Here is a 23,380-nt window from a genome sequence, read left to right as displayed (position 1 = left end):
GTTCAAGCGTCCCGGACCAGCAGATCAAAGAACCGCGCAGTCGGATTGTTCCACGCGAGCAGCCCGATCCGTCCGGCAGTGCCGAGCGCCCCATCGCGGCCGCGGAGCACAACAACCCCATCGAGCGCCGCAATCAGCACGTTGTCTATGGCTGCCACACTCAGCAGATAAGTACGCCCCGTCGTATAGGCGGCAGTGGTATCCACGGCGGGCACATCAAGGTCGGCAAATACGCCCGCCACCTTACGTCCGAAGCGGCGCAGGCCATGTGCAGCGTCCATCAGGAAGTAGTAATAGTTGTCGGGGTCCTGGTAGCGGAAGACCACACCGATGCCATCGCGGTCCGATGCCAGCCGCGTTCGCAGCACCACGTCGCGCCGCAGGGGCCAGTCGGCATCGGTCCTGGCCAGGAGCATGGCACCGGGCTTGGCGGGGCCGGCGTCGAGCCAGGCGCCCGCGTGGAGAGCGGACTGCTGCATGACGGCATGTGTGGCGGCGTCGTATCCCCAGACCGCGGGACCGTCGTTCGTCGCGGACGGATCGTCGATTCGCTCGAACGCGGCAAGTGGATCGGCATCAAAGCGCCGCTGTCCAAGCGCCTTGCCGCGCGGCGTATAGGCGTAGTTGGCGAAGACGGCCATGTTGCGCACTTTCGCCCAGCTAAAGCCGGCCGCGAAGGCGGCCTCGTTCGCGGCGCGATCGATGTGCACGGCCCACTCGCCCGCGAGCGGCCTGCCACGCAGTCCCTCAAGCCCGCCGGCCGCGCCGGGCGCGGCATCGAGCGAGCCCGCCATGCCATTGGCGCCAGTGGTAGCGGTGAAGGTTGAGCCATCCACGGACACGTCCACCACCAGACCAGCCGGCGACGTGCCGTCCACCGTCTCCAGGTGCACGACGACGTCCAGCACCGACGGGGCTGTCTGATGGAACGGCAGGAAGGCATTGTCAAGGGTAAAAGGCAGCTCGCCCGTTGCCTGGAAGTTAAAGAAGGCATCCGGGAATTGAAAGCGCAGGGACAACCCCAGCATCTGCTCTTCCCGTCCTGCTGCCGCCAGTTCCGCCCGCACGACATTCGCGGCCTGCACGCTGTAGTAAGCGTCGTAATACAGCACGAGGTGGACATTGGTGATAGTTTCGTAATCCACGTCGTTGAGGTCCGGCGGCAGATCGAGCACCCAGCCGCCGGCCACACCGCTGTTCTCGAACACGGCGAGTACCTGCTCTTCCGTGGCTGCAAAGACGAATCCATCGCCACGCAGGTCGAAACGCGACAGGATCATCGTTTCGGGCTTCTGTACGCGTGTGAAAATCGTACCGTCACGGCGGCGGTCCACCGAGATGCCGCTGTTGGTCAGGGTTCCGTGCAGGCCGTCGGCACCCACCAGCCCTTCGATCACGACCTCCACGCGCCGGAGCTTGCGACAGCAGGTGCCCGGGTTCCATCGATCGAAATCGTCCAGCGCGGTCTGGAAGTCAAGGCGCCCGCTCTTGCGGAAATCACGCCGGAACTGGAAGGGATAGCGGTCAGCCAGCGCCAGGCTTACCTTGATAGGCGCCTTCTTGTCGGTTTCCAGCAACCGGTCATAGCTGAATTGATCGATGTCCGATAGCAGCAGGTCACCGGCCATCAGCCCGCCAAGGTCGCTGCGTGTGTAGTCGAAGCGGATGCGATTGACCGTCGTGTCGTATTCAAACTCGTACGCACGCTCCATCAAGAATGCAGCACCGATGGCCCGATCGAGATAGCGGCGGCTCAGATCGCGCTGCGCTTCGGCGAGGTTGTCCCATAGTTCTGGCGTCAGTTCCTGATCTTCGAACGCCTCGAGTTGGCTCCTCGCCTGATCGGCCCGCAACTGCGCCAACTGTTGCTGCGCCCTCGCCGCAGTCACACCTTGCCTCGCCGCCTTCTTCTGTGCCTGCGCGATCGACAGGTCATCGCCAAGCTGCTCGATCTTTCTGTCCATGTCGCGCAGTTCCAGATCGCGCGTGGCCTTGCTGCGGCTGCGGTTCATGGTGCGCAGAATGTCGGACTTGCTCACGTCCTGGGTGTAGTAGAAATCAGACGTTCCGGTAATGCCCGTGTAGCGCTCGTGCACGTAGGTAAGCGAGATGCCAAGCTGCGCCGCATAGTCGGGATCGATGTGCACGCCGCCGTCGGGCGCGGCGTACAGCGCACTGATTTCGTCGTAGAACGCCGTCTGCGCTGACACATCGGCGTAGTCGTCTCGCGACGCCTGCGCCTGATCGATGCGACGCGCCGCGACATCGGCCGTTTCGTTGGCAACCTTCTCCTGCTCCTGTGCGAGCTTGACTTTTTGCTTCTCCACATTGACCGCTGACTTCTGCGCGTCCACCGATTGCTCCAGCGTCAGGCGCGTGAACGCCTCCTTCTCGGCCGTTCCCTTGAAGGTCAGGAACGCTCGCTCGGCCTGGATAGCCTGGTTGGTGAAATAGCGCGCCTGATTCTGCAGGTAGCGCCATGGATGGATAGGAACCAGAGCCTCCGAGAAACCAAGGTAGTTGATCCCTTGCGCGATCTGCTGCAGGTTGGCCAACGCCTGCAACACCAGCAGGCGCCGCGTGTAGTCCACGATGTCAAACGCAAGCGGGTCAGGGGCGTTGAGCAGCGCAAGCGTCTCGTCGATGAGCGGTGCAAAGGCGCCGGTGTAAAGCGGGCTGTCGACCGTATAGCCCTCGTCGGCCATCTTGACGATGCGCTCGTAGCATTGCTGCGCGCCGTCGGGATCCTGCTGACGATAGAGACGGTCCCCCTCGGCGAGGTAGGTGCGCGCCAGCCGCGCCCACAGCATCGGGCGCTCGATGTTAAGGTTCAGATAGCGGTATTCACGCGCCATCAGGTAATACTGGGCGGCGAGGTCAAAGCGTCCGAGGGCGTGATAGGTGTCGCCAAGCGCCAGCGGCAACGTGAAGCCACGAACCTGAGTGAGGTACGTGACAAACTGCACGGGATCCGCCAGATCGATGCCGAGATCCGACAGACGCGCAGTATCGATACGCGGCTTGAAGAATGCAGCTTCCAGTCCGGCAGCCGCGTCGTTGGACAGATCGACGGTGATTGCCCCGCCCTTGCGAGCCACGTCGATGCGAACAACGGGCGAGATCGTACGAATGGGCACGGGCAACCAATCAGCGCCGCAACGCAGAAGCAGCGGCAGACCCATGTTGCCGGCCGGACGTGTCACGCTGGCACTCCCTGGATTCAGGGCCTGCGTCACGCTCCAGCCGATGGCTGCGGGCATCCGGTTAATCGCGGCACCGAAGCGCACGGCTGCACTCTCGGCGTCGCCGGCAAGGCTGCCGATGACGCCGATGTTGTGCTCCATCGACGCCTGCAGGTCAGGCCGAGCCAGCGCCTTGTATCGCTCCGCCGCGCTGGAAAATCCTCCCTGAGCGCTCTCGGCGTCACCGCTGGCAAGCGCAATGGCGGCGCGGATTGCCTCGGCGTCGGCCTGCTCCGCCTCGTCTCCCGATTGGCGGGCTTCGTCGGCGTACCGGTTGGCCAGGTCGTATTCGCCTTGCTGCAGCAGCGTCAGGCTCAGCGACTGCGCGCGGCGCGCCTTGCCGGCCTCACCGCCGAATCGTTCGGTCAGGTCGGCCAGTTCGCCGGGTGGTTCGATGGCCGGCATGATGGCCGTCGAACCACCAAGTACCGGTCGAAGGCGATGCAACGCGGCAGTTGCCTGCAGCAGCGGATCGACAAGATCGATCTTGGTCAGCACCAGGGGATCGAGCTTGCCAATATCAGGTGGGAAGACGGGCAGGACCAGCATGGGCAACTGCGCCCACGCGGTGAGGTAATCCGACAGTGCTTCGGCGTAACGGCCGGCGAAGTAAGCCAGGTTGCCACGCAGCACCCAGGTCTGGATTTGCTGCTCCAATGGATCGGACGAAGTCGGCTCGACGAGCACAGCGGCCCGGGCCAGCGACTTGGTGGCGTATGCTTCGGCCAGATAGATTGGCATCCTCGACTCCCGGCAAGGGTAGCCGACCGAGGACTGCACGGGCCGGCCGCATGCACCGATACAGCCTAGGCGAAAAAACGCCGCGATGCGGGACTAATGCAACGCTTGCCGTCCCGACATAACGTCGTTCCGGTTCCCCGCTGCCAACAATAGCGGCACCCTCTCTCTTTTTTTGCGAGAAAAATTCTGGTTAGCAGCATTCCGCTGCTCGGGAACACGCGAGAGTGTTTCCGTTAGTTGACGACACAACTTTTTGCGGGCCGCACGGGGTGCACGTCCACTTCACGCTCCCCAACGACTTGTCGGCATCCGAGGAAGGCGGCGGACATGTTCGAATATCGGTGTGGGTCCGGCAAGCTGTGACGCGAGCGCTGGCCGAGGCGCGCCGACGCAGCACTATCGAGCCAACACGACACCGCCGGCATGACCGTTCTCGACTGGCTCAAGACGCCGCTGGTCCGACACAGTCTGACGATACGACAATTCTTAGCTCACCGCCAGATTTTGCACGGAAAGTACGATTACCCCATCATCTGGAACAGAATCGGAAGAACTCAGTTCGCAGCCGCAACTTGCGGCTCACAGCGCTGCGCGCGTTCCTGAAGTTCGCCGGCCGCCGTGACGTGGCATCGTTGCACGATGTCGAGCGCGCACTGTCGGTACCGATGAAGCGCTTCGAACGGCCGATGCTGAACTACCTTACGCGTGCAGAGATGGTGGCCGTCCCCTCCCACGCCTGCGGCCGCGACCGCTAATCAAAAAACCCTCTGCTCTATGGAGAGGTTTACATAGCGACCCTTTGCCGTCCTTCGTATGGCTGGAACTCGAGGCCAAGAAGCGGACGTTCGAGTTTAAGCCAGGCCAACCATCGTGCTCGGCGATCCATTTGACCGTCAACAGAGCCTGAAGAGTGTTTATGGCTCGGACCACCAGCTCGTGTAAACCCGCCCGTCGTTGCCGCACACGAAGACATCTAGGTTGTGTGAGGTGCGGCAAACGGTGGACAACGATGCGCCAGCCGGAAAGATTCCGCCAATCGAACGCCAGTTGTCTGCGACGCCGGACCAGTCCGTACCTTCATGCCACCAACTCGTGTAGACACGTCCGTCGTTGCCCGTAACGAAGACGTCAAGGTGATTGGGCATCCTCGCCAACACACTCAACGGAGCGCCTGGTGGGAAGAATCCACCGATCGGTCGCCAGTTGTCGTTGATGCCGGACCAGTCGCCGCCTCGGTGCCACCAGCTCGTATATATGCGGCCGTCGTTTCCTGTCACGAAAAGGTCCAGATGATCGGGCGTGCGTGCAACCGCTGTCACCTGCGCGCGCACAGGGAAGAATCCGCCGATCGGTCGCCAGTTGTCGTTAATGCCGGACCACGCGCTGCCTTCGTGCCACCAGCTCGTGTACACGCGCCCGTCGTTGCCGACAACGAACAAGTCGAGGTGATTCGGCATGCGTGCTACCGCGGTGACGGTGCTTCCCGCTGGGAAGAATCCGCCAATGGACATCCAGTTGTCATGCACGCCTGTCCAGTCACTGCCTTCGTGCCACCAACTTGTATAGACGCGACCGTCGTTGCCGACGATGAATAGGTCGAGATGATTCGGCATCCTGGCAACCGCGGATACTCTGGCGCGCGGCGGGAAAATGCCGCCGATGGAACGCCAGTTGTCGTTCACGCCCGACCATGGATTGCCTTCGTGCCACCAACTCGTATAGACGCGTCCGTCATTTCCGACAATGAAGAGATCGAGGTGATTTGGCATGCGTGCCACAGCGCTGACCGGATTTCCCGGCGGAAAGAAACCACCGATGGGCGCCCAGTTGTCGTTCACGCCAGACCAGTCAAATCCCTCGTGCCACCAACTCGTAAAGACGCGTCCATCATTGCCGGTGATGAAGAGATCCAGGTGATTTGGTAGGCGCGCGACTGAACTCACAGCGCAGCCCGAAGGAAAGAATCCGCCGATGGGACGCCAGGTGTCGCCGATGCCGGACCAGTCGCCGGCGGCACAAGGCCCATTCGCAACCGTAAAACTGAAGTCCGCGGTGTCCGGGTCACCTCGATGATGATCGACGAGGTGCAACCCCTGCCAACCAAGAGAAGAGTCACGCAGAACGTTGAACTGATTGCTGAAGGAAGCCACCCGTTCGACTCCATCGTACAGGCTGGCCGTAAAGCTCACAGCGATGGAGTTATCGGGAACCCAGTCCACACGGATGATCAGGTCGGCGGTGCAATCGCCCGTCGGACCGCGCTGTATGTACGCTTCCGCGTGAGGCGCGTTCGGGCTCACCTGAAGATGGGCGCTGAAGTCATAGTGGCCCCAGAAATCGTGACCGACGAGTTTGAAGTCCTTGATATCGATGCGACCGGTAATGAAGATGCTGCGGCACTGGCCCTCACGAATCGGCAGGAGGTCGGGCATTTCGATGACTATCGTGGGACCGACTTCGTGCCAGTGGTCTGCACCCTCGGACGCCTGGTGGAAGAGATGGCAGATCTGCCAGAAGACAATATCGCCACCGTCCGGGTTCTCATGCTTCGAAAAGCTGATGTCTTGGTTGGTCGCGTGCGGCCAGTCGCGATCTTCCTCCGCGCGATACTTTCGCACGTTAAAATCAAGGTTGGAGAAGGCAGTCGGGCCAACGACACCATGGTCTCCATCGAGCGCTGGCGGAATAATCCACGCCTTGAGCCCCGTGGAAAGATTCTGGACGTTGCAGCGGCAGTCACCGAATGAAGAGTTGGAGAACTTGCCTTCGAGCGTCACGAAGCCACGGAACTGGTTGCCATCGAAGACGTTGACCCGCTGGTTCGATTGGCCATCTAGGTCGAAATCGAATCGCCAGTACGGGTGGTGCCAGTGATTGAGATTACACGACAGCCCCTTGCTGAAGACGCGGGGTAGGATCACGCCGTCGTCATTCAGATACCAGGACTGGTAGATGTGGTACGCCCCGATGCGCGCATAGACGCCGAGCTCAAGCCACGTCTTGTTGTCGAACGTCGTTGAGCGGACGCAAACGTAGCTGTCGCCGCAGTTTCTGATCTTGACCAGATGATGCGGCCCGCTGATGGGATTGAGGTCTTCGCCGAAATCCACCGGATCCCAGGTGATTTGGTCGTTGTAGGGTCCGCAGCCGTTCTTTAGGATAGGGTTGTGCCAGAAGTCCTCATCCTGCGTGTACTTCACACGGATGACGGGCAGACTCAGCTTCCAGAATATTCGTCGCCCGGCAAAGAAGCCGTTGAGCAGGCTCAGCCCCTCCTTGCCCAGCACGGCATAGTCGAGAGCCCATCGTCCCCACACAACATGACCATTGCTCTGTTCCATATGCGTTCTTCAGTCGTGGTGTGACGCGTGACTGCGATCGTCTTTTTCATCACAGCAGGCGCATTCGCCGAACGCGACGACAGTCTGGTCGCAAAGATCCACGAGCGCGGAGAACTTCGCCGGCACCTCACGGTGGGGGTCATTTAGCTCGGTAAAGATCACCAGCAGGCAGCGATGCCGGTAGCTCGGCGCCGATGCATCCATCGGCACGCTCAGGATCGCGTGCGCTTCGAGATGTGCCACGCAGCCGCGAATTTTCGGATGAGCACGCGCGAGGCCGATGGCCTGGGCCATTTCGATCGGCGCTTCAGGGTGCTGGAAGGACTCGCCCACGCGAATCTTGCTCACTGTGCCGTCATCCACGGTGACTTCAATCAACTGGTTGCGCGTGTAGTTGAAGAAGCAGACCAGGATGCGAAGATCGACCTCACGCCGCACGTCCCGGTTCGAGACCAGGTAAGCACCCAACGTCTCCCATCGTCCCTTCAGCAGAGAACGGACGTCCCCATTGCGGAGCGCCACGTCTCGACTGGTCCGCTGGGCGACGGAATCGAAACCGATCCCAGTCGCGGCATGCTTGATGCTGCAGTTCTTTGCATCACCCTGGAGGATCGGAGGCCATCCGGCCGCCTGGTCGAAGCGCAATTTCACTGCGGTTGGAGGTGGGCGCGATGTCGGCTTCGGCCTCGCGGGGTGCGTTGCGGTATCGCGCACAACTTCGGTGATTCGTCCCTCGGCAGCGGCCGCGCCGAGGAGCGGGTTGCGTGGATCGATATGACCTTCCTGCCTGCCTGAGCGCGTCATGCCTACCCCCACTCCATGCGGTTGTAGTACCGTTATCCTCGGCGAGTGTTGTCCCGCCGTCCTCGGCAGCTAGCATTGCCGCACCGGCCGCGCGGCCGGTGATGGTGCTTGCAATGCACGTAGCTCGCGTTGCTTCTCACGGACACCAAAAGCTAGCCGTCTGTCCTTCGGTCGGTGGAAGTGAAAACTCGCTCTCCAACGCTGGAGGTGAATCTCGGCCCGTGTCACTATATAAGATGACGAGAGCAACGCAAGTAGATCGTTTTGAAGTCTGAGTGTCGCGCGTTCTAAAATGTAAGCGCCGCGAAAGCGGGTCCTCCGCCATTCCTGCATTGCCTACGCGGGCTACCGCTATTTCCCCGTGGCACGTTGGCACCTAGCGTTCGCCCCGGCCGATTTGCTCGAATAGGCTGTTTGGCAGGTTACAACCGTGAAGCAGTCATCTGAATGGCCGGAGCGCGGAGGTGGTGACCGTCAGCTTCTGGCCGCTATGCAGAGGTTTACATAGTGCAGAGGATTTTTTGTTTAGCGATCGCGGCCTCAGACGCATGAATCGAGCCGGCGAGATCGGTCCACGAGCGGTAAATAAAAAATCGGTTGTGCTAAACCGCTCCTCAGGCGCTGGCGTCTATGGGCATTGAATGAACGGTGCGGTGATTTGCGATACCCGGCGCGTGGCCATCACCCGCCGGAAGCGGGCGGTCTGACAGAGCCGGTCGCGCGAGAACAGTGAGAATGCGAGGGTCAGCGGGTGGATAGCGCGGAGTTTCGCGACATTCCGATGTTGCGAATACGGCGCAGCACGAGTCCTTTCGCGTCGGCCGTATGGGGAAGACCAACGTGCTGGGGGCTGGTGCTGATGCCGCTCAGTGTCCATGGCTGGGATCAGGTGGCGCCCGCGGCAGGATGCCTGCCACACCGCCTTCGATGCGGACCGTGTGGCCCTTGCCGCAGACGGGGCAATCGCGCAGTGACCTGCCGGTGAGCCGCTGGTAACGGTCACGATAGTCTTCGCTGAGGGCGGGCGACGTAGCGGCGGGCGGCTCGACACCGAGCAGCCGTCGGCAGGTGGCGAGGCGCGCCGCCCGGCGGCAGTTGGCGAGCCCGCCGTAGCTGCGGATGCGCTTGAAGCCGACGGGAAGCACGTGCAACAGGACGGCGGATGAACTCGTCGGCCGTCAGGATCATGGTCCGCAAGTTGTTGCGCGCTAGATTCTCGTCCACGGCGATTGCGGCATCGATTTCGAACGCTACATGGTCTCTGCTGTGACCGTGTAGACGGCCGAAGCGCTTTCTACTATAGGCGTGCCCGCGATGACCCCACTGGTCCCGTCACCCAGTGCATCGCCGCCTCCCTGCTGGGCGCCATGGGCCTCGGCATGCCGATTGCCTTTGCCCTGCTGGCCTCGGGCGTGGCGTTGATGCTGCACCTGGGCAACTTCGATACGCAGATCCTGGCCCAGACGATGCTCGAGGGCGTCAACAACTACCCGCTGATGGCGGTGCCGTTCTTCATGCTGGCCGGCGAGCTGATGAACGCGGGCGGCCTGTCGCGGCGCATCGTCAAGGTGGCCGACGCCGCCGTGGGCCATGTGCGTGGCGGCCTGGGCTACGTCGCGATCATCGCGGCCACGGTCGTGGCCAGCATCTCGGGGTCGGCCGTGGCCGATACCGCCGCCGTGGCGGCGCTGCTGATCCCGATGATGCGCAACGCCGGCTACAACGTGCCACGCGCGGCGGGGCTGATCGCGGCCGGCGGCATCATCGCGCCCGTGATTCCGCCTTCCATCGCCATCGTCGTGTTCGGGGTGGTGGCGCAGATCTCGACCACCAAGCTGTTCCTGGCCGGCATCGCACCGGGCGCGATGATGGCGCTGACTCTGGCCGCCACGTGGTACGTCTGCGCCCGCAAGGAAGACCTGGCCCCCGTGGAAGCCTTCTCGGCGCGCCGGCTGCTGCGCGCGCTGCGCGAGGGCATCTGGGCGCTGGTGCTGCCGGTAGTGATCATCGGCGGCATGAAGATCGGCGCGTTCACGCCGACCGAGGCGGCCGTGGTAGCCGTGGTGTACGCGATGGTGGTGGGCCGCCTGGTCTACGGCGAGCTGTCGATGCGCAAGGTGCCCGACCTGATCGTCACGGCCGCCAAGACTTCCAGCACGGTACTGTTCCTGGTGGCCTGCGCGCTGGTGTCGGCGTGGCTGATCACCATCGCCAACATCCCCGCGCAGGTGACCGCGCTGCTGGAGCCGTTCATCGGCAACAAGATCCTGCTGATGTTCATCATCATGCTGCTGGTGATCGTGGTGGGCACGGCCCTGGACCTGATGCCCACGGTGCTGATCATGACGCCGATCCTGATGCCGGTGATCACCAAAGCGGGCATCGACCCGGTCTACTTTGGCGTGATGTTCGTGCTCAACAACGCCATCGGCCTGCTGACGCCGCCAGTCGGCACCGTGCTGAACGTGGTGGCCGGCACCTCGCATTGCAGCCTCGACAGTGTGATCGGCGGCGTCTGGCCCTTCCTGCTCAGCCTGACCGCGCTGATGTTCCTGTTCGTGCTGTTCCCGCAACTGATCCTGGTGCCGGCCGCCTGGCTGCACTGAGCCCTGACCCTTCACCCATTACAACGAGGAGATAGACATGTACCCCACCCCTGCCCGCTCATCGCTGGCTTCCGCCCTGCTGGCCATGGCCGCCACGACCGCCCTCGCCGTCGCTCAACCGGCTAGCGCCCAGGCCCAGCCCGCGGCATCGACCGGCTGCAACGGCATGCTGCGCGTGGAACCGGAGAACCAAAACTACCCGGACGTCCGGCGCTATATCAAGGCGCCCACCGGCTACCTGCTGGTACTGCGCATGGGCGACAACGTGCTGGACCGCCTGGCTGCCTTTGCCGAGTGCGAGAAGATTCCAAGCGCAAGCCTGTCGGCCATCGGCTTCGCCAACGTGACGTTCGGTTTCTGGGACGCCGGCAAGCAGCAGTTCAACCCCAAGACCTATCGCAACGTGGAAATGGCCAGCGTGGTCGGCAGCGTGGCCTGGAAGGAAGGCAAGCCGTCGATCCATATCCACGGTGTGGCCGGCGACGGGAAGTTCGACACCTACGGCGGCCACATCCTGGCGATGGAGGTCGGCACGGGATCGCTGGAAGTAACCATCGCCGTGCACGGCCAGCAACTCGAGCGCGCCATCGATCCGCTGATTGGCGCCAACGTCCTTCAGTTGTCACGGGAATAGCGGCAGTATAAGAACGGCGAGGATCACCGCGCCGTTCCGTGGCGTACGTGTGCGCAAGGCAATCGCCCTGGCGTTCGACTTCGAGTCCCGATATGGGACGATGTATCGGCGCACAACCAGCTGGTTTCCCAATAGTGAACTCGCTGCAAACGCCAATGCCCGGGAGTTCTCGCAATCCGCCCCGCGGCTCTTTGAGGGAACACACGACCAAGCCATCGCCGATGCCAGAAAACTGCTGGCACAAGCAGGCTGGCATCTGCGCAACGGCGTGCTACGCGAAGTCGATCAATTGATCGATGCCTTGGTACAAGCCAAAACCCGAAAATCCCAGGTGGAGCTTGCCCGAGCGCTGGACAGCAAGCTACTGAATCAATGCCTGATCGTACCCTTCGGCTACCTGGCGCAGTATCGCCTGGCATATAGGGAAGAACTTGCGCAGCCCAAGGTGATTCTCAGAAACTACACGGCAGCAAGCTGGGTTGTTACGTTCTGGTGGAGCACAGGTCGGAATCCGGCGGGCTCGACGATATAGTCGACCACTCCGCCGCCGGATATCCCATCCCCGGGGGCGTTCGCGCTAACAGTTGGATTGCCGCAACTCCCAATGTTCAGGGGGTTGCAAGCAGAACCCGGACAGCATCACAATAGCTGCCAGCATTAGTCATGCGCATGCAACGAGCAACCTTGCATGCGCCACCGCTCCCAAGGAGAGCCCCCATGCTTTACGTCTTCCCTCTCATCCACTGAACACTCGGTTCCGCGTCCCGGCTGGATCGTGTGTGCTTCCGATTCGGCCTGGCGCAGATGCAGCCGCCCCCTCGTGGGAGCGCGCCCTGCAAAGCCCCGGCCCATCGCTGCCGGGGCTTTTTTGTTTTCAGGAACCGCACATGAGTGCCACGATGGAATCCCCGACCTTCGACGAAGGCCGGACACAGGAAGCATTGCCGCTGGAAGCAGGCATGGCCAAACGCCAGCAGCGCCTGGCAGATGCAGCCGCTCAATTGAAACGTGAACTGCATGGCATCGATGATGTCATCGATCGGGTCATCGACGGCGTGCGCGCATGGTACGTGCTGCCGCAGATCATCACGCGTCCGGTAATCGTTTGTCTTTGGGGCCTCACCGGCACCGGAAAAACCCAGCTCACGCGCCGCCTCGCGCAATTGCTGGGGTTCTACGACCGGTTTGTCGAAGTGCAGATGGACGGCTTCAGTAATGGCTCAGGAAGTCGGAGCACGACTATCTCGGGCATGCTGGGAAGTTCGGACATCCCTGAAGGCGAGCCTGGAATTCTCGTACTCGATGAATTCCAGCGCTTCCGCACGGTCGACGAGCGCGGCAAGGACATGAAGGTGATGCGCTATCAGGACGTGTGGGTGTTGCTCTCCGACGGGCGCCTTCCGCCAGCGCTGGGCACGTTGCAGGATGTGGAACGCAAGGTGGCCGACATGCGCCATAGCGAGGAACGTAGTGCTCATGATGACGAGGACGACGATGGATCGCCTCCTGCGCGGGCGCCGTCGCGCTTTCGACTCGATGCATGGGATGCACAGGATCTCCGGCAGACGCTCAAGCTCAAGGCGCCACTACTGGAGATCATGGAATGGCCCGCCGCACGCGTCCATGAATTGCTGCAGGACTTCCAGCGCTCGCAGCAATCGTGGGAGACCGACTATAGTCGCCTGCTGATCTTCGTCTGCGGCAATCTCGACGAGATGTACGACCAGACCGCGCAACGCGTGGAAGACTGCGATACAGATGCCGACATCTTCCACCAGCTCACATCGCAACTGTCGATCATCGACGTCAAGAAGGCGCTGTCCAACCGCTTTCGGCCCGAACAGATCGCGCGGCTGGGGAATCACCACGTCATCTATCCATCGTTCAGCCGCGCTACCTACGAGTTGTTGATCCGCGAATCGGTACAACGATACATCGACGGCATTGCCAGCAATGTCGGGCTGCGCTTCCGCGTGGACGATGATGTGCTTGTCGAGATCTATGACAATGCGGTCTTTCCCGCGCAGGGCACGCGTCCGCTGTTCTCGTCGGTTCATGCCATCCTGAGCGCAAGCCTGATTGACGCCGCGCTCTGGGCGATCAACGAAGGCGTGGCGGCGCAGACGGAACTACCCGTCACCGTGTCAGATGATCGCCGCCATCTGGTGGTAAGTGCATCCACTCCCAGCGGAACAGTACGCCGCCAGTTTGCCGTGCCGCTGGAACTCAACCGCATCAAGCAACGCGCCAATCGCGACTTCCGCGCGCTACTCGCGGTACATGAGGCGGGGCATGGACTGATCTACAGCCTGCTGTTTGGACGCGTGCCCCAGGAAATCAAGATCAACATCGCATCGTTTAAAGGTGGCTACAACAGCTTCTGCACATTGCAAGCCACCACACGCCAGAACAGCATCGACATGATTTGCGTCGGGCTGGCCGGGCGCGCCGCCGAAGCCCTCGTGTTCGGCGAACTGGCCTGCACCACGGGCGCCGAACAGGACTACAAGCAGGCTACGGAAGCTGCGTCACGGCATTTGCGCCACCATGGCTTCGGTGATCGCATCAGCCGTACCGACGTGACAAGCGATCCAAACGAACACCTGAACACCGACGTGGGTCCAAGCAACGCGGCAATGGAAGCTTTACTGCGCGAACAATACGAACGCGCGGGCGAGCTGCTCCGTCACCATGCGGCCACGCTCAAGGCCATGGCCAATGCGCTGACACGCGACGGTCTGATCCTGCCGGCCGACATGGTGAAGCTGCTTCTCGCACATGGCATCGATGCGACTACACCCGCCGGCCTGGCCGATGGGGAGCATGGCGCCGTGCTGGAACCATTTGCGGCTCACCTCGATCGTTTCGGAAATCATGCGTGAATGGCTCCATGCGGCTTGATGTCCCGGGGAGACACTTTCCTTTGGCGTGCATGGCCGAGACGGCCAGAAGCGGTCGTTGAGAATTGGGCTTGGAATGTGTGCAATCTCGCTCAGTGCTGTGCTTCGGGGGCCGTACAACCATCAAGCGCCGTTCTAAGCAAGAGAAACACTGTTGAAGCCCCGCGCGAGTCGATCCTAAACATGGCTAGAATGGCGTCTCCAACCAACGCCCGCCCATAGCACCCAAGTTAATGGAACTCGAGGAGTCTATTCACCGGTTGATCAAGACGCATTGCTCCAAGGGTGATGCGTTGGCGGACAGTGCTCAGTATGAAGCTGCCGTTGCAGCCTACAACCAGGCATGGGAGTTGGTTCCAGACCCGAAGACCAATTGGAACGCGTCCACCTGGATTCTCGCCGCCATCGGCGAAGTTTGCTTCTTGGGGGGCTATGCAACTTCCAGCAAGGAAGCGCTTTCCTTTGCGCTCACCTGCCCAGGCGGATTAGGTAATCCGTTCATTCACATGCGCCTCGGGCAACTGGCCTATGACGCTGGCAATCTTGATGCGGCAGCCGACGAACTCATGCGCGCGTACATGGGCGCTGGCGATGAGATCTTTGAGAACGAGGACAGGAAGTACCTCGCGTTCTTAGGCACGCGCGCAAAGCTGTAAAGGTCCGTCGGAAATCGGTCATCCCGCGCGCGAGTGGAAAATCGAGAAGGGCCGGCTTCCGCCGCGGCGGCGGCGATCGGGCGCTTGCCTGCCAGGAACGGTCGGTCGACATGGGGATTCAATTCGTTGACAATTTGACCTCCACCACGCTCGAACGAAAGGGCTCTGAACCCATGCGATTCGAATTCATTGATGTTCAGTGGCTTCATCATTTTGAAGCGGAACCTACGCGTCTCGTCTCGGAGCTTGACGAGAATCGTATGGAAACCCGAAAGCTCGAGTTTTTTAGGGATGGGCGGGTCGGCTATGCCTGCGCCGGCCATACAGCGTATGGAACTGAACTAGGCCTAGTGCCCGTTCCGTCGCTCTCGGAAATCAGTTCCGATCCCGAATTCGTTGGCGCCATGATTACCGCAGCCGAGTTTGACATTCTATGGTCAACGCACGTGCGCTGATGCCACGCCCGTCGCGCTGACTGACCGCTACGGTCGGCTCCTGCCGGCCGCTGCCGGTGTAGCGATTCTCCGGATCGATGCAGGCGCAGGGGCACGTACAAATGATGGCGCGCCTTGCCGCATTCGGCCAGAACCCGCAGGCCATGAGCGATGCACCGCGCTCCCGTGTGGAACACGGCCCCGTGGTCAACGTCGAAGCCCATTTGCCCGCCGACGTGGTGGCGGTGCTGCGTGAGCGCGGTCACCACGTGGAAGTGGCGCCGCGCGACAGCCTGGAGTTCGGCTCGACGCAACTGATCTACAAGGCGCAGGATGGCTACATTGCGGCATCCGATTCCCGCCGCGACGGGCAGGCGGTGGGCTTCTGACCCCAGTCTGACAAGCGCCGGCCCGTTCGTACGCGCCGGCGCCCCTCGCCGGTCCTCGCCGACCTTCGCCGATCAGGGCCCGGGGCCCAACGCCGCCGGCATTCGCTTGACCACGTGCGCGAGCATGCTCTGCGCAATGGGAGACAGCGGACGCCCGGCGCGCGTCATCACGTGGAGGCGACTGTTGTTCAGGATGGGATTCGCCAGCGGAATCGGCACCAGATCTGCATACTGGGTGCCCTTCAATGGCAGCGAGCGCGGGGTCATGATGTAGCCAAGGCCCAGCGCCGCAAACTCCCACAGCACGCGGAACGAATTAGTCTCCGCCATGGGTTTCAAGGTGACTTGCTCGTCCAGTTCCGCCGCCTGGACGTGCTTGCGCACCCCGAACGATCCGACAAGCGCCGCGCCCTGATAGGGCACCAGTTCCGCCAGGCTCAGCGCCTTGCGGCGCTTGGCGAGCGGATGATCGTTGCGGACATAGACACGGATGGGCGACAGCCTCGAATAGTGAGACCGTAACCGGTCATCGTTCGGTGGCTGGAACACCAGGCCGATATGCGCCATGTCCTCCAGCAGCAATCGCACCGATTCCTCCGTTCCCGCAACGCGCAGGTTATAGGTGACACCGGGCCGGCCGAGTATGAAATCGCTCAGCACCGGTTGCAGGACCATGTCGACAAAGCCCTCTCCAAACACCAGCTCGATGTGACCTTGCTGCGCATTCCTCAGGCTGTCTATCTCCGCCTGGAAGGTGTCGTGCAGATCCTGCTGGCGGCGCGCGAACAGGGCCAGCATCCGGCCCGCGTCGGTCACTACCACACCCCGCCCCCTGCGCTCCAGTAGGGTAAGTCCGACGTCCTGTTCGAGCCTGGCCACGGCGCGGCTCACCATCGATGGGTCCACGGAGAGTGCGTCCGCCGCACCACGTACGGAGCCCGTTTCGATGATCTGCAGGAGGCAAAGGGCTCGCTTTCGATCGAGTACGTCTTCCATGGTCTCTCGGCATTGTTGAGGGCAATTCAACCGTTGCGAATTTTACAACGATCATGAACGTGAGTTGTCATGGATACAACGGTTGAGTCTGCAGATAATGCTTTCATCCTGCCGACGCCCACAACACCATGAGACAAGACTCCAGCGCCGCCCTTCGGGGGTCCATTCAGACGATTGCCCCCGAATTCGTGGCGATCCGCCACCAGATCCACGCCCACCCAGAACTGGCTTTCGAGGAACGCCGCACCAGCGACCTCGTGGCGGAGCAGTTGTCCGCGTGGGGCTACAAGGTTCATCGTGGACTGGGCACGACGGGCGTGGTCGGTACGCTGAAAAAAGGGCATGGCAGCAAGTCCCTGGGCATTCGTGCGGATATGGATGCGCTGCCGATCCAGGAGAAGACCGGTCTGGAGTACGCCAGCACGCTGCCCGGCAAGATGCATGCGTGTGGTCACGATGGGCACACGGCCATCTTGCTGTGCGCCGCACGCTATCTGGCGGAATCCGCAGAATTCAGCGGCACGCTGAACCTGATCTTCCAGCCAGCCGAAGAGAACGAGGGCGGGGCGCTGCGCATGGTGGAGGAGGGGCTATTCGACCTGTTCCCGTGTGATGAAATCTACGCCCTGCACAACGCTCCCGGCCTGCCCGTTGGCCAGATCGGCATGATTGCCGGCCCGGCGATGGCTTCCTTCGATCGTGCAACGGTCACGCTGACTGGCCGCTCCGCCCACGGTGCCATGCCGCACCATGGCATCGACGTGATGCAGGGCGCCGCCAGCATGGTGCTCGGCCTGCAATCCATCGTGAGCCGGGAGGTCGACGCGCTCAAGTCTGCGGTCATCACGGTCGGCTCGATCCAGGCAGGCGCTACCTATAACGTCGTGCCGGAGAGCGCCACGATCAAGATTGGCGTCAGAACCCTCGACCCCCAGGTGCGCGACCATGTGGAGCGCCGCTTGCGCGAGTTCATCCAGGCGCAGGCGCAGAGCTACCAGCTCAAGGCGGACGTGCTCTACGAGCGCAAGTATCCGGTGCTGGTCAACCATGGCGCCCAGACCGCCAGGGCGCGGGATGTCGCCATCCAGTTGCTGGGCGAGGACAACGTCGTGGCGCGTGGCCCCGTAATGGGCAGCGAGGACTTTGCCTACATGCTGGAGCACCGGCCCGGCGCCTATGTACGCCTGGGGAATGGCCTCGGCGAGGACGGCGGCTGCATGGTCCATAACCCGCTTTACGACTTCAATGACCGCGCCCTGCCAATCGGCGCGGCATTCTGGGCCGCACTGGCCACCAGCTACCTCGCCTGAACCGAACGACAACAAGGAGACCATCATGACGTCGCAGCCACGCCGCCGCTTCCTTCAACACGCAGGCCTGACCGCCGGCGCATCGATGCTTGCTGGCTTGCCAGCCTGGGCGGCCGAGGCGTTCCCGAGCCGTCCGCTGGCATTGGTGGTGCCGTATCCGGCAGGGGGCGCCAGCGACACGGGCGCCCGGATTTTCGGGGAGTCGATCGGCCGCAGCGTGAAGCAGCAGGTCGTGGTGGAAAACTACGGCGGCGGCACCGGCCTGATCGGCGCGAACAAGGTGCTGTCCGCGCCGGCGGATGGCTACACGTTCTTCCACGGATCGATCAACGAGGTGTTCCTGGCACCGATGCTGAATCCTGCCGCGCGGTACAAACCGCAGGATTTCTCGCTCGCCGCGCCGATCACCGAAACCCTGATCGTGCTGATGGTGCGCAATGGCCTGCCCGCCGATACCTTCGACAAGTTCCTGGATCTGGCCAAACGGAACAAGGGCAAGCCGATGACCTATGCCACCGTGGGCGTCGATTCGATGTATCACCTGATGGGCGATGCGCTGGGCACCCGTATCGGCGCGCCGTTCCTGCATGTTCCCTACAAGGGTGGCGCTCCGGCACTGCAGGGCCTGGCGGGAGGCGAGGTGGATTTTGCGATCCTGCCATATCAGACGAGCTTTGACGCCATGGCAGGACAGGGACGCCTCAAGATCCTGACCTGCTTTTCGAAGTCGGTGCCTGCGCCGCTCAAGCACATCCCGCTGATTTCTCAGAGCCGGCAGGTGCCTGACTTCGAATATGCGATCGCCGGCGGCTACTTCGTGAAGCGTGGCACCCCCGAGGATCGCGTGGCCGTGCTACGCAAGGCGATCGGCGAGGCACTGGTCAATCCGGAGATTCGCGCGAAGCTGGAAGCCGAAGGCCGCAAGATCGAGGCGCCGATCAGCTCACAGGCCCAGGCCAACCAGGCGTTCGATGGCTATCTGACCCGCGTCACGCAATTGATCCGCAGCGTCGGCCGGCTGACCAACAGCTGACGACGCGCGTGACGCCGGGCGAGCCTGGCGTCACGCATGCTGATCGCAAGGGAGAGCGCCGCGTTATGGAAATGACGGGCGTCGCGCACCATCAGCGCGTCTTCGGACACACCGCGCTCTTCCTGCAGAAACTGGACGTCGCAAAGGTGCGCCACATGGCCCAACCGACCGCGCCACTTGCTTCCCATGGCCAGGACATCGATATCGTAGGCCGCGATGTCCTTGGCCTTCTGATCCCAGCTTGTCTCGGGGATCACGAAGTCAACTCCCTTGAAATTCCGGACAATGTCGGCGCGATGCCGATAGCTGACAACCGTCCGCTCCCCCTTTTCGGCAGCAAGCTCGTCGGTAGCCACGGCCACGATCACCGTGGTCCCAAGCTGGCGGATGCGTTCGAGCAATCTGACGTGGCCAATGTGGAACAGGTCAAAGGTGCCATAGGTGATGACGGCACGGTTGGGCCGATGCTCGATCGTGTGGAGGGTCATGGTGCGGTGGTGCTATGGGGCGGTGTTTTCCGAATGTCCGCTATCGGCGAGACCGACGGACCGCTCCGGGTCGCCTCCTGCCCCCTGGTGTCTGTGAGCCCGGCGCCTAGATTCGCAGCGGACTGAGATCGGCCAGTTTGAGGCGTTCAATAGGGTCACCCAGATCGTCAACAATCACTGGCAGTAGATTTTGCCAACATTATCCGCATGCTTTGGGATGAACCGCGGCCACGCCGCTCAGAAGCCCGGTGCGCGTCGCCACCCAACATAGGCAGGGAATGAAGCCTTGTTCAGGAACGCGGAAAATATGTCGATGACCTGCGTCGACATGAACCATTCATCGGAGCGCATTGGAATCTTTCCCGCGCGAAACACCGATATGGTCCCGTCCGGGAATACGGGATTGGGCTTGCCGTGGAACGCTCTTGAGCGTGTCCCTGTCCTAGCGTCAAAGTGTTCGACCAAGCAGGTAATTCCACCCCCAGCAACCTGAACATAATTGCCGCTCTCGTCCGTCAGAGAGGCGTATGAAGACGGTCCATAGCTACGCAACGAATTTATTGCACGGCTGATCTGCGACGGCGTGGGTGTTGATGTACCGACCTTACCCTCAATCTCGAATTTCATTGGCATCCGAACAGTGATAGGAGTGTGGAGCACAGGCGTCATCCTACCAACACCGGTGGCCCTATATTGAACGGCCGGTATGGGAAAATCTGAAGGACTGCCGAAGACGGAAGTTCGTTGCCGTCACCGCTGGATTAGTTCAGTTCTGGCGCCGGCAAGCGCCTGCCCGGGTTGGCCGAGGGCCGAGACCGGCCATTTGAAGCCATTGGTTGGCCAACTTCGCAATGACTGCCTGTCGGCCAACTCCGGACGTTCGACTTACTTTCGAACCGCATCGAGAAGCGCCGACGGTCAGAAATTCAACAAAACGCCCACCCGGAATGTCCTCGGCTCGGCCGGATGGATATGGTGGTCGTTGATTCCGGCTGGCGAGCCATCGGCGTTTAAAGGGGATGTCTTGCCTTTCAGCAGCGACGCATAGTAGTAGTCGATGTCGTTGACCCGCTTGCCGAACACGTTCAGCACTTCGGCAAAGATCCGCACGTCCTTGAGCACGCGATAGCCCATCTTCAGGTTCACCAGGAACGAGGAAGCGGACCCGCACGCTGTTGTCCTCAACGAGCGGACGCGGGCCGAAATAGCGTGCCCGCGCACCAACCGACCATCGTCCGGTGTTGTACGAGACGCCCGCCGAGGCCGTGGTCTGGGTGGACTCCGGGATGTAGTCACCGCTGTTCTCATGATCCCGGAAGCGATCGCGAGAGAAGGCAGCATCCGCATCGAGGATCAAGCCGGCGAGCGGGCCGTCGGGCGGTGCATAGTAGCCAGCCAGCTCGATCCCCCGACGGCGGCTCGGCCGGCTTGGCTCGGTGGTCCCGCTGTCGCCAGAGAAGACCAGTTCCGAGCCAATGTCGAGTTGTCAGAGTGAAGCCGACAACTGCAGGCCAGGGGCCAGCCGCCTGGTGCGAACGTCGATCTCATAGCCCGCTGCCGGCACCAGCACGCTGACCTTCTGCGCCGGCTCGCCTGTGGAAGGATCGATCGTGATGGTCGCGCGGCATACGTCGTTACTGTGATCGCCGCGACCCCAGTTCAGAAAAACCTCGGCCTGGTCGGCCGGCGACATGGCGACGCCGAACTTGGGGCTGGCGATGTGGTCAGTACCGCTCCCCGAGTTGGCGGGGTTGCCGCTCGATACGCCATACCAGAACTGGTCCGCGCGCAGACCGGCGATGGTGCGCAGCCACGGCAGCCACTCGGTGGTATTACGCACGTAGCGGCGCTGGTTTCGTTGACCGTGTCGGTACGTACCGTTTCGTAGATCTGTCGGGCTTCCGACCCGAGTTGGCCAGTGTGATGGGGTCCAGACGGTCATAGCGGACCTGCGCACCGATCTCGGTCTCGGTGTCGCGCTGGCCCAGCTTGCCGAACCAGAGCCGCGACGCATTGACGCCCGCCGTGACGCGATTCTCGAACTGCAGGAACTGGTCGCCATGTTCCGGGTTGTCCAGCGCATAGGTGAAGTTGGAAAACAGTTGGAGCCGGCTCTTGATGACATAGCCGTTCGCCTTGAACAGACCCGACTGCACCGGCCGCAGCCAGTCGGCGGACAGAGGTCATACCGGGACGCGTAGCCGCCATCGGTGGGATCGATATAGTCGAGATACGTCATGCGTACTCTGCTCTGTCTCCGCTTCAAGAATGCCACTTCCGCCCGGAATGCCTGGATAAGGCTGCTTCCTCTCGTGCGCGAGCGGGCCTATGTGACCGGCCCCTGGTTCCTTGGCCAGGGCCTAAGGCCGGTCGAGAGTTTTCCGGGCGCAGACACCACGCACACCACGTTCCGGCAGGAAGGCTCGATCGTCGGCTATACCGCGTTTGCGATGCTCGGTCTCGTACTCGGAGGCTATTACGGCGACCATTCTGCCCCCTGAGTAACCTGACCACCTATGGCCTGGGCTTCATTGCCTTCGGCATCTGTGGCTGGTTCCTTGGCGCGTTGTTAGGGGCTACGTTGCCACGACAGCGGCTAATCAAGGCCGCCGCACGCTTGTAGCAGGACGAGATCAATATGATCGTCGGCTGCAAGACCGCCGAGAAGGAAGTGATCAAGACGATGCTATCCGACTCGGGCGGGGTTGGCGTTGACGAGCACGGCGATCTCGTGCCGCATCTTGGACGAACGAAAGCGTGAGGCTGCGGCGGGCTCCACACTGCGCCCGCTCTGCAGTTCCGCCGCGCTGGCGCGGTAGGCGCGCATCAGGTCCGAGGCATTGGCATCGAGGCGGCGCTGCAGGAGGACACTCTGAGTGGCCGGGCCGGTACGGATTGTGCCGCGGCGGCTCCGCGCGTGCGGCTCCAGCCACTCGATGCCGAACAGCCCTCCCCCGGACCCGGGTCTCAAACGCGTCTGCTATTGGGGTGCTTTACCGCGCGCTTTTGAGTCGAACGAGGCGCTTTTCAAGTGACGGAGCTCGACATATATTTGGCGCTAGATTGAGCGACTCAAAAATCGTCGCTGCTGAGCACGATGGGGTCGAGCGAAGGATTCACCAACCACTTAAGGTGCGCCGCTTCCTTGATCTGATCCCGATGCTTGTCGAAGACCTCCCCGAGGTCGCCAATATGGCCACCGGCCAGTTCATCAAGCGCCGAGCGCGAAATATGGCCCCTACTTTTGGCTCCATTCGCCTCGATGGTGAAGTACACCTGCTCCCCATCGTCGGACGGCTGCGGCGAATGTATCGAGAAGGATTTTGGCATTTTCAACTCCTCTGGCTTGATGAAAGGATCCTAGCATGAAGCGACTCCTCCACCATTCCATCGATGGCGGGGCCGGCTGCATCCTCTCTGACTGCAAGCAGTTCCGCCATAGCCTCTGGCGGGAGTGATACCGCTCGCTCACGTCGCTCGGCTTCATCATGCTGCGCGTCATGCCGCAACCGGCAAGCCGCCCCTTATAGCGTTTATGCTCATCGGGATCAGGGGGAGGGTCACAAACTAGCCGAAGACGGTTGACCCAGGTTCAACGGCCCCAGGCTTTGCGCATCCATGTTGCGATCAGCCCCGACTGGTACAGCGCAGCTGCGCTTGCAGATCATCCATTTCTTCCAGTAGGTCGGCTACCAGAGCGGCCAGTTCCGGTATGGCGTCAAAGTCACGCTCCAACTGCCACATGCGCCGCGCCCGTCGGAGGCTGGCGCTGGAAAATTGCCAGACTCCAGCGACACTTACGGCAT

The 23,380-nt window shown here is 61.9% G+C and carries 19 protein-coding genes and 3 pseudogenes; 12 read left to right on the top strand and 10 right to left on the bottom strand.

Translation table 11 applies throughout. The annotated features are described in order from the left end of the window. Positions 1–2 precede the first annotated feature (2 nt). A complete protein-coding gene (locus tag CYJ10_RS26600) occupies positions 3–3,983 on the bottom strand; it encodes a tetratricopeptide repeat protein (protein ID WP_101684443.1) in 3,981 nt (1,326 codons plus the stop codon). 572 nt (positions 3,984–4,555) lie between these two features. Here CYJ10_RS26600 and CYJ10_RS26595 point away from each other — a divergent pair. Further along, positions 4,556–4,738: a hypothetical protein gene (locus CYJ10_RS26595; RefSeq protein ID WP_374703314.1), complete on the top strand. Its 183-nt coding sequence runs from the start codon at positions 4,556–4,558 to the stop codon at positions 4,736–4,738. Positions 4,739–4,897: 159 nt separating this feature from the next. On the opposite strand, the gene CYJ10_RS26590 is transcribed toward CYJ10_RS26595, so the two are convergent. From CYJ10_RS26590 to CYJ10_RS26580, 3 genes and pseudogenes are all read right to left on the bottom strand, one after another. Continuing rightward, the gene (locus CYJ10_RS26590; protein WP_101684442.1) at positions 4,898–7,324 is read right to left on the bottom strand and encodes a hypothetical protein; all 2,427 of its coding nucleotides are present in this window, start codon (positions 7,322–7,324) and stop codon (positions 4,898–4,900) included. 9 nt (positions 7,325–7,333) lie between these two features. Further along, on the bottom strand, positions 7,334–8,128 hold the full coding sequence (locus tag CYJ10_RS26585) for a hypothetical protein (protein WP_146002125.1): 795 nt from the start codon (positions 8,126–8,128) through the stop codon (positions 7,334–7,336). An 866-nt stretch (positions 8,129–8,994) separates the two neighbouring features. Then, positions 8,995–9,322: pseudogene (locus CYJ10_RS26580) on the bottom strand (transposase); the annotation flags it as partial. Positions 9,323–9,471: 149 nt separating this feature from the next. On the opposite strand from CYJ10_RS26580, the gene CYJ10_RS26575 reads away from it, so the two are divergent. From CYJ10_RS26575 to CYJ10_RS26545, 7 genes and pseudogenes are all read left to right on the top strand, one after another. Further along, the gene (locus CYJ10_RS26575; RefSeq protein WP_257993563.1) at positions 9,472–10,734 is read left to right on the top strand and encodes a TRAP transporter large permease; all 1,263 of its coding nucleotides are present in this window, start codon (positions 9,472–9,474) and stop codon (positions 10,732–10,734) included. A 37-nt stretch (positions 10,735–10,771) separates the two neighbouring features. Then, positions 10,772–11,368, top strand: a complete 597-nt coding sequence (locus CYJ10_RS26570) for a PPC domain-containing DNA-binding protein (RefSeq protein WP_101684439.1) — start codon at positions 10,772–10,774, stop codon at positions 11,366–11,368. Beyond that, positions 11,334–11,900 carry an ABC transporter substrate-binding protein gene (locus CYJ10_RS26565; RefSeq protein WP_146002124.1) on the top strand — a complete coding sequence of 189 codons (567 nt, stop codon included), beginning with the start codon at positions 11,334–11,336 and terminating at the stop codon, positions 11,898–11,900. Before CYJ10_RS26570 ends, CYJ10_RS26565 begins: the two co-directional genes overlap by 35 nt. Before the next feature lie 355 nt (positions 11,901–12,255). Next, positions 12,256–14,250, top strand: coding sequence for an AAA family ATPase (locus CYJ10_RS26560; RefSeq protein ID WP_257993555.1), 1,995 nt, complete (start codon positions 12,256–12,258; stop codon positions 14,248–14,250). A 251-nt stretch (positions 14,251–14,501) separates the two neighbouring features. After that, the gene (locus tag CYJ10_RS26555; protein WP_101684437.1) at positions 14,502–14,924 is read left to right on the top strand and encodes a hypothetical protein; all 423 of its coding nucleotides are present in this window, start codon (positions 14,502–14,504) and stop codon (positions 14,922–14,924) included. Between the two features lie 110 nt (positions 14,925–15,034). After that, positions 15,035–15,379 carry a DUF6881 domain-containing protein gene (locus tag CYJ10_RS26550; RefSeq protein WP_257993554.1) on the top strand — a complete coding sequence of 115 codons (345 nt, stop codon included), beginning with the start codon at positions 15,035–15,037 and terminating at the stop codon, positions 15,377–15,379. A gap of 71 nt (positions 15,380–15,450) precedes the next feature. Then, positions 15,451–15,747: pseudogene (locus CYJ10_RS26545) on the top strand (gamma-glutamyltransferase); the annotation flags it as partial. Positions 15,748–15,819: 72 nt separating this feature from the next. On the opposite strand, the gene CYJ10_RS26540 reads toward CYJ10_RS26545, so the two are convergent. After that, a complete protein-coding gene (locus tag CYJ10_RS26540) occupies positions 15,820–16,743 on the bottom strand; it encodes a LysR family transcriptional regulator (RefSeq protein ID WP_101684436.1) in 924 nt (307 codons plus the stop codon). Between the two features lie 128 nt (positions 16,744–16,871). Here CYJ10_RS26540 and CYJ10_RS26535 point away from each other — a divergent pair, with 128 nt between their 5' ends. Both CYJ10_RS26535 and CYJ10_RS26530 read left to right on the top strand, forming a co-directional pair. Then, complete coding sequence (locus CYJ10_RS26535; RefSeq protein ID WP_101684435.1) at positions 16,872–18,053, top strand: M20 aminoacylase family protein; 1,182 nt, start codon at positions 16,872–16,874, stop codon at positions 18,051–18,053. Positions 18,054–18,078: 25 nt separating this feature from the next. Next, complete coding sequence (locus tag CYJ10_RS26530) at positions 18,079–19,086, top strand: Bug family tripartite tricarboxylate transporter substrate binding protein (protein WP_101684434.1); 1,008 nt, start codon at positions 18,079–18,081, stop codon at positions 19,084–19,086. On the opposite strand, the gene CYJ10_RS26525 is transcribed toward CYJ10_RS26530, so the two are convergent. From CYJ10_RS26525 to CYJ10_RS26515, 3 genes and pseudogenes are all read right to left on the bottom strand, one after another. Next, positions 19,029–19,574 carry an adenylyltransferase/cytidyltransferase family protein gene (locus CYJ10_RS26525; protein WP_101684433.1) on the bottom strand — a complete coding sequence of 182 codons (546 nt, stop codon included), beginning with the start codon at positions 19,572–19,574 and terminating at the stop codon, positions 19,029–19,031. The genes CYJ10_RS26530 and CYJ10_RS26525 overlap by 58 nt on opposite strands. A 237-nt stretch (positions 19,575–19,811) precedes the next feature. Continuing rightward, positions 19,812–20,201, bottom strand: coding sequence for a hypothetical protein (locus tag CYJ10_RS26520; protein ID WP_101684567.1), 390 nt, complete (start codon positions 20,199–20,201; stop codon positions 19,812–19,814). A 291-nt stretch (positions 20,202–20,492) separates the two neighbouring features. Continuing rightward, positions 20,493–21,795: pseudogene (locus tag CYJ10_RS26515) on the bottom strand (TonB-dependent receptor); the annotation flags it as partial. A 16-nt stretch (positions 21,796–21,811) separates the two neighbouring features. Between CYJ10_RS26515 and CYJ10_RS26510 the strand changes: the two are divergent. Next, positions 21,812–22,075, top strand: a complete 264-nt coding sequence (locus CYJ10_RS26510; protein ID WP_101684432.1) for a hypothetical protein — start codon at positions 21,812–21,814, stop codon at positions 22,073–22,075. A gap of 137 nt (positions 22,076–22,212) precedes the next feature. Continuing rightward, positions 22,213–22,335 (top strand): hypothetical protein, encoded by a 123-nt coding sequence (locus tag CYJ10_RS34980; RefSeq protein WP_257993553.1) that lies wholly within the window; start codon positions 22,213–22,215, stop codon positions 22,333–22,335. A 311-nt stretch (positions 22,336–22,646) separates the two neighbouring features. Here the strand turns inward: CYJ10_RS34980 and CYJ10_RS26500 are convergent, their stop codons facing one another. Next, positions 22,647–22,904: a DUF1488 family protein gene (locus CYJ10_RS26500; RefSeq protein WP_101684430.1), complete on the bottom strand. Its 258-nt coding sequence runs from the start codon at positions 22,902–22,904 to the stop codon at positions 22,647–22,649. Positions 22,905–23,201: 297 nt separating this feature from the next. Then, positions 23,202–23,380, bottom strand: a 179-nt coding sequence (locus tag CYJ10_RS26495) for a chaperone modulator CbpM (RefSeq protein ID WP_219621535.1), incomplete at its 5' end; no start/stop codon positions are given.

Source organism: Cupriavidus pauculus, from assembly GCF_002858765.1.
Taxonomy (GTDB): domain Bacteria; phylum Pseudomonadota; class Gammaproteobacteria; order Burkholderiales; family Burkholderiaceae; genus Cupriavidus; species Cupriavidus pauculus_B.
Note: the sequence above shows the minus strand (reverse complement) of the source record. Positions and strands in the feature narration are given on the sequence as shown.

What these genes read in the sequence shown, in the direction of transcription:
- CYJ10_RS26500 (WP_101684430.1), bottom strand. Translation starts at nt 22,904, where the DNA reads ATGCCAAAATCCTTCTCGATACATTCGCCGCAGCCGTCCGACGATGGG.
- CYJ10_RS26525 (WP_101684433.1), bottom strand. Translation starts at nt 19,574, where the DNA reads ATGACCCTCCACACGATCGAGCATCGGCCCAACCGTGCCGTCATCACC.
- CYJ10_RS26585 (WP_146002125.1), bottom strand. Translation starts at nt 8,128, where the DNA reads ATGACGCGCTCAGGCAGGCAGGAAGGTCATATCGATCCACGCAACCCG.
- CYJ10_RS26570 (WP_101684439.1), top strand. Translation starts at nt 10,772, where the DNA reads ATGTACCCCACCCCTGCCCGCTCATCGCTGGCTTCCGCCCTGCTGGCC.
- CYJ10_RS26510 (WP_101684432.1), top strand. Translation starts at nt 21,812, where the DNA reads ATGCGTACTCTGCTCTGTCTCCGCTTCAAGAATGCCACTTCCGCCCGG.
- CYJ10_RS26520 (WP_101684567.1), bottom strand. Translation starts at nt 20,201, where the DNA reads ATGAAATTCGAGATTGAGGGTAAGGTCGGTACATCAACACCCACGCCG.
- CYJ10_RS26530 (WP_101684434.1), top strand. Translation starts at nt 18,079, where the DNA reads ATGACGTCGCAGCCACGCCGCCGCTTCCTTCAACACGCAGGCCTGACC.
- CYJ10_RS26535 (WP_101684435.1), top strand. Translation starts at nt 16,872, where the DNA reads ATGAGACAAGACTCCAGCGCCGCCCTTCGGGGGTCCATTCAGACGATT.
- CYJ10_RS26550 (WP_257993554.1), top strand. Translation starts at nt 15,035, where the DNA reads ATGGGGATTCAATTCGTTGACAATTTGACCTCCACCACGCTCGAACGA.
- CYJ10_RS26590 (WP_101684442.1), bottom strand. Translation starts at nt 7,324, where the DNA reads ATGGAACAGAGCAATGGTCATGTTGTGTGGGGACGATGGGCTCTCGAC.
- CYJ10_RS26540 (WP_101684436.1), bottom strand. Translation starts at nt 16,743, where the DNA reads ATGGAAGACGTACTCGATCGAAAGCGAGCCCTTTGCCTCCTGCAGATC.
- CYJ10_RS26560 (WP_257993555.1), top strand. Translation starts at nt 12,256, where the DNA reads ATGAGTGCCACGATGGAATCCCCGACCTTCGACGAAGGCCGGACACAG.
- CYJ10_RS26600 (WP_101684443.1), bottom strand. Translation starts at nt 3,983, where the DNA reads ATGCCAATCTATCTGGCCGAAGCATACGCCACCAAGTCGCTGGCCCGG.
- CYJ10_RS34980 (WP_257993553.1), top strand. Translation starts at nt 22,213, where the DNA reads ATGATCGTCGGCTGCAAGACCGCCGAGAAGGAAGTGATCAAGACGATG.
- CYJ10_RS26555 (WP_101684437.1), top strand. Translation starts at nt 14,502, where the DNA reads ATGGAACTCGAGGAGTCTATTCACCGGTTGATCAAGACGCATTGCTCC.